The sequence below is a fragment of the Sedimenticola hydrogenitrophicus genome, assembly GCF_029017505.1.
Lineage (GTDB): Bacteria > Pseudomonadota > Gammaproteobacteria > Chromatiales > Chromatiaceae > Sedimenticola > Sedimenticola hydrogenitrophicus_A.
In genome coordinates this window covers 1-4719 of the sequence record NZ_JAQGEI010000075.1, presented here as the reverse complement: position 1 = coordinate 4719, position 4719 = coordinate 1, and the positions used below count along the sequence as shown (strand labels likewise).

Genomic DNA, 4719 nt, shown 5'->3' with positions numbered 1-4719 from the left:
AAGGCCAATGAGCTTGCCATTATCGACTTTGCCTGCTGGTGGTTTAGAGGCGAGGACGCCCTTGCACTCGCCTTCTTCCGAGAGCTGTACGCCGGCTTAGGCCCAAGCCTCGGCGACAAGGTAAAGAAAAAGCTGCCAAAGCTCGGAGCGCGCCTGCTCCGGGCCGGCGCGCTCGTCGGGAGGGTCACGGAAGCCGCTGGCGCGGTGGTCGCCGGAGGTATCGCCGAAAAGGGTATGGAGTGGCTCGCGGGCCTGATTGAGCAAGATGAAAGCGTCGAAGCGCTCCACGCCGAGATGTCGAATGCCTTGCGAGAACAGAATAAGCGCTTTCTCATCGTCATCGACGACATCGACCGGCTCTCACCTGACGAGGCCTTACTGATCTTCCGACTGGTCAAGTCCGTCGGCCGTTTGCCGAACGTCATGTACTTGTTGGTCTATGACCGTCCGCTTGCCGAGAGGATCGTCAGCGAGCGCTACCCGTCGGAAGGCCCGCACTACCTTGAAAAGATCGTCCAAGCTGCATTCGAACTACCCGACCCGTCGGCCCTCGATGTTCAGCAACATCTACTGTCACTGATCGAATCGATCTGCGGCGCACCCGGCGACGCGGACATAGTCCGCTTCATGAACATCTTCTACGAAGGAATCTCGCCGGCGATGCGAACTCCGCGGGATGTCACACGCTTCACCAATTCACTGAGCGTGTCATGGCCGGCCGTAGCTGGCGAGGTGGACCGCGCCGATTTCCTCGCACTGGAGATGCTCCGGCTTTTGCATCCCACGATATATCGCGCGATTCGCCAGAACAAAGAGCAACTTAGCGGTAGTGGGCCTGGGGTAGAACGTACTCGCGACGCGGCGGCGCAACACTTCAACGAACTGTTCTTCGGAGCTACACAACCGCCAGATCACGACCAAATGCGGCGGCTGCTGATGCGGCTGTTTCCGGCACTGGAGTCCGCGTGGGAAAATATGGGCTACGGTGAGGGATTCGCGAAGCAGTGGGCGATGGAGCGCCGCGTATGTTCCCCCGACCATTTCGATTCCTACTTCCGTTTCTCGATCGGCGACGAGGTGCTCACGAGCACCGAGCTTGACGCATTCCTGGCCCGTGCCGATGATATCGAGTATGTAAAGACCACACTGCGCCACGCCGTAGCAGTAGCTAGGCGGTCGGGCGGCACTAAGGCTGCCGTATGGCTCGGCGAGTTAACAACGCATGCCGAACGCGTCGATCGTGCCAAAGTTGAGGCGCTTCTGTCCGCGCTATTCGAGATCGCCGATGAGATCAACGTCGAAGCTGATGCAGAGAAGGGTTTCAGTATGGGTAACAATGAGCTGCGTCTGCACTGGCTGCTGCGAGCGCTCACAAAGGGGTGCATGCCACTCGATGAACGCTCCGCGATCTTCCGACATGCCTGCGATACAGCCTCCCTTGGCTGGCTTGCAGACTTTACACGTTCGGCTTGGACCGACTACCACCCAAGGGAAGGCAAGGAGTGCGAGCCGCCGGAGAATTGCCTGACCACGGAAGCGGACGCGGAGTATCTCCGCGCCCTCCTGCATTCACGAATCGAAGCCGCAGCAGCGGACGGCACGCTGCTCGCACACCGGGATCTGCCCTTTCTATTGCATTGGTGGGTAGACTTGACTACCGACGATGGCACCGCAGTTCGAGCATGGACATCTTCAGCCTTCGCTAGTGATGACGGGGTCCGGCTGCTCGCCAAGGCGTTCACCTTATACAGTTGGACCCAGGGGATGGGCGACGTGGTCGCAAAGCGCGTGACACGGGTCAGCCCCAAAGGTATGGATCGGTTGATGGACCTGGGTGCGTTCCGATCGCGCGTCGAAGCCGTTGCTGCCGCGGGCGCAAACCCACAAGTCCGGGAATTCCTGGAGGCTTGGCAGCGCGCCGATCAGGGCAAGGACGACTAGACTGCTTCGTCCAGCACGGCAAACGACTGGTCCCGGAACGAGTTGCCGTTCATTGACCGACTCGTGAGCAGCGCCTATTTGCCTGCTGCGGACAAAAAGAGGGAAGTTGTTGCTAAAAAATAAATGGGTCCTCTGCTGAATGGCACTTACTTAAGCGCATATTAACTGCTGTTTCAATGACTTAGCATTCTTCATTGCATAGGGCCGTTCGTCGCGCTTTTTATCTACTTCTGTGCTTAGGCATATTATTTGTTGGTTAGATAAATATGGTGTTCCTACCATTCAATAACAGATTAGTTGTGAGCGCAACATTAACTCATTGATTGTTAATGATTAATATCCTTAAGTAAGTGCCATTCGGTCCTCTGCTCTCTTTTCTTTTTGTTGATAGATACTAGAAAAGTTGCTTGTCTGGGATGTCACAAAATGGTAGATATTGTCAGCGGCTACGAAAATAATTAATTTCCAATTAGTCATAGGACAAGAGGTAAAGACATGGATAATCGGACAAAACTCCTCGTTTTATTTTGGTTGCTGACAATATGCGCTCCAACTTTGGCAAGCGAGCTTCCTGATACTGCTAAAACATGCGACCTTCCTGACAACTTCTTGATTAAAACTGATGGCGAACTATCAGAAATCAATAGAAGATTTTTAGGTGTTCACACAGGAAAGTGGGGAGGGAGTCTTCCTTCAACTTTGATTGTTGATTCAATTGATGAAGATGGTGAAGCAAGTGGATATTATTCTTGGGGAACAAACGAGACTGTAAGAGAACCCGGCTGCACCCCGTTTGAAGGAATTATAGAAGGAAAAAAACTCAAATTTGAAACCGGGAGTGCGAAATTGCGCTTCAAATTAAAAGATGGATTTATTGGCGCAGCTTATATCCGAAATGGAAATAAATCAGTCGCACGATTCAATAAATGGAATTGACCTCCTGTAAACCTCGCTATGTGGGAGCACATGCGGTATTTAAAAGAGGACACATTATTATTTAGTAAAGACCAACTAGCGTCAGCTCTTGGATGCAAGAGGAAAGACCTGACACAGCTTTTCCTCCGCTTTTCCTTAGTAGTTGGGCCTAATATTGCATACGAGTCTGTTGCTAATTATGGAAAACGACATCTATCGAGCAGTAGTGTGCGGACTCTCAGAACTTCTGGGGGCAGCTCAACCTTTGGTGAGTGGCAACGGAGCACGCTTCACATCTTCCAGGCGAGGCAAAGCAACCGTCTACCACAACGATCTTGCGCTCGGAAATCGCGCTGAGGTCGCTTTCCACATCGAATCAATGGCGCAGCGGCTCGGCATTGGGGTAGCTGAGTTTCGATTGGTCGCTGACCAATGGCGGCAACAAACCGGATGTCCAGTTGAGGTCGACCAGCAGCACCTATGGCCACGAGTAGGCTTCTCAAATATCGAGCAGGTATCGGCAATACTGACGCTCATTCACGAAAGAAGCGCCCAAGCATGAAGTCTATGTCCAGGCCCAACAATCGCTTCCAGCCGACGCATTCTCCTTCGCTACGCTGCGGCAAATCCGTAGCTGAAGCATGTCGTTGTTAGACAACAAACAGGAACGCACTATGCAGATTTTGGAGAAGCCAGGTGGATTCGCAAGAATGATTGCACTAGCCGCAATGTCCGTATACTTCGCTGCGTTCCTGTTGGTGCCACAGGCCCATGCCGCCCAATGCAAAGGCGCTGACGGCGCTTGGTACGACTACACGAGTCCGATGTGTCAATCGGGCAGCAAACAGGCAACGCCAACGCCAACGCCACGCAGTTCCGCAAGTACATCAAACAAAGAAAAAGAAAACAAGGCTCTTGCCTTGCTCATGTATGCGATGGGGAAATGCGGGGGACTCTCGGGACGCGAAGAGGATGCTTGCGTTGACGGCATTCGGGAAGAACTAAATGATGAAGGAAAGGCTTATTTTGATGCCTATTTTAGCAAGTAGTTAGGTTCGCACAGCAGCAAGCGCGCAAGGGGTCAGGTCTTGACTGTTGCCTCCGATGATCTAGATTGACCTCATGGCCAGACCACTACGACTGGAGTTCACCGGCGCCCTCTACTATCGACGGTTCGTAGCCGAGGGCAAGGGCCAGCCCTCACCTTGGGAGCAGCTCAAGCAGCAGGTCTTCTTGGGCTCAGATGCCTTCGTCGATGCTATGCAGGGGAAGATCCCCAAGGAAAGGGACCTGCGCGAAGTACCCCAGGCCAGACGTCGTCCCGTTGCCCGCCAGTTGGCTGCGCAATCAAAAGGGTCAGAGTCTGGGACCGATCTATTTTCTACGGACAAGACAGGTGTCGATATGAACGGCAGCTTCTGGATGTTTGCTGTCGGACGAAGTCCCGCACTAATAGTAAGAGTGGAAAGGTAGTCTTCCGAAAATTGTGGCTTTCACAGTAATATCCCCCCCCAAAAAAAAGTGGGCTGGTATGTAGCTATGGCGTGGAGTGCATATTCCGGCCCAATGTGAACACTTTTGCAGTATTCCAAGATCGTGAGGGTGTTCACGTTCGCCGGAATATGTGCATGGATAAGTCACTCGAGTTATTGGTGGTAACCAGAAACGAGGTGATGACAGAGTGATGGGGTCCCCTTCAGCAGTAGAAATATCGATCAGTCCCACGATTATTTGTCGAAGTTTGGGGTAAAAATGGTGATTCCATTACTCGGGATCCCCGATGCGATAGGTAGTGACACCATTATATTATTGCAGGAGGCTTTCGCACCAATTTCGCCTTTTTCACAAGTTATGTTGGTGGTG

Annotated in this window: 4 protein-coding genes; all 4 read left to right on the top strand. The window is 52.7% G+C overall.

Features of this window, described 5'->3' with window-relative positions:
* Positions 1–1941: KAP family P-loop NTPase fold protein (locus O9K64_RS23170; RefSeq protein WP_275100493.1), on the top strand; the 1941-nt coding region annotated here is incomplete at its 5' end.
* Between the two features lie 495 nt (positions 1942–2436).
* Positions 2437–2877 (top strand): hypothetical protein, encoded by a 441-nt coding sequence (locus O9K64_RS23165; protein WP_275100492.1) that lies wholly within the window; start codon positions 2437–2439, stop codon positions 2875–2877.
* Between the two features lie 178 nt (positions 2878–3055).
* Positions 3056–3418, top strand: a complete 363-nt coding sequence (locus tag O9K64_RS23160; RefSeq protein ID WP_275100491.1) for a hypothetical protein — start codon at positions 3056–3058, stop codon at positions 3416–3418.
* Positions 3419–3530: 112 nt separating this feature from the next.
* On the top strand, positions 3531–3905 hold the full coding sequence (locus O9K64_RS23155; RefSeq protein ID WP_275100490.1) for a hypothetical protein: 375 nt from the start codon (positions 3531–3533) through the stop codon (positions 3903–3905).
* The last annotated feature ends 814 nt before the right edge of the window (positions 3906–4719 follow it).

Excerpts from the sequence above, each read along its gene's own strand:
- O9K64_RS23165 (WP_275100492.1), top strand. The coding sequence starts at position 2,437 with ATGGATAATCGGACAAAACTCCTCGTTTTATTTTGGTTGCTGACAATA.
- O9K64_RS23155 (WP_275100490.1), top strand. The coding sequence starts at position 3,531 with ATGCAGATTTTGGAGAAGCCAGGTGGATTCGCAAGAATGATTGCACTA.
- O9K64_RS23160 (WP_275100491.1), top strand. The coding sequence starts at position 3,056 with ATGGAAAACGACATCTATCGAGCAGTAGTGTGCGGACTCTCAGAACTT.